The following is a 251-nucleotide window of genomic DNA, read 5'->3' as shown; positions in this document are numbered from 1 at the left end:
GGAGATTTGATGTACAACCTGATCCTCATCGCAGCGCGACCCACCGACTGGACGCATGAGCAGTTCATGACGTGGTGGCGGGGCGAACACGCCGAGGTCACCTATCCGCTGCCGGGTTTGCTGCGCTGGCAGCACACCGAGCTGTTCGAATCGTTCGGTGGCCGGTCCGAAGGCTGGGACGGCCTGTCCGTCTTGAGCTTTGAATCGCGGGAAGCCCTCGAAACCGCCCTCGCGAGCCCGCAGTGGCAGGC

At 64.1% G+C, this 251-nt stretch carries 1 protein-coding gene; it reads left to right on the top strand.

Annotated features, from left to right (window positions below; translation table 11 throughout):
• Window positions 1-251: EthD family reductase (locus SB717_RS38120; RefSeq protein WP_410908382.1), on the top strand; the 251-nt coding region annotated here is incomplete at both ends.

The sequence above is a fragment of the Priestia sp. SIMBA_032 genome (assembly GCF_046535215.1).
GTDB classification, from domain to species: Bacteria; Bacillota; Bacilli; order Bacillales; family Bacillaceae_H; genus Priestia; species Priestia aryabhattai.
The sequence above is the reverse complement of the archived record's forward strand: the minus strand, read 5'-3'. Positions and strand labels throughout refer to the sequence as shown.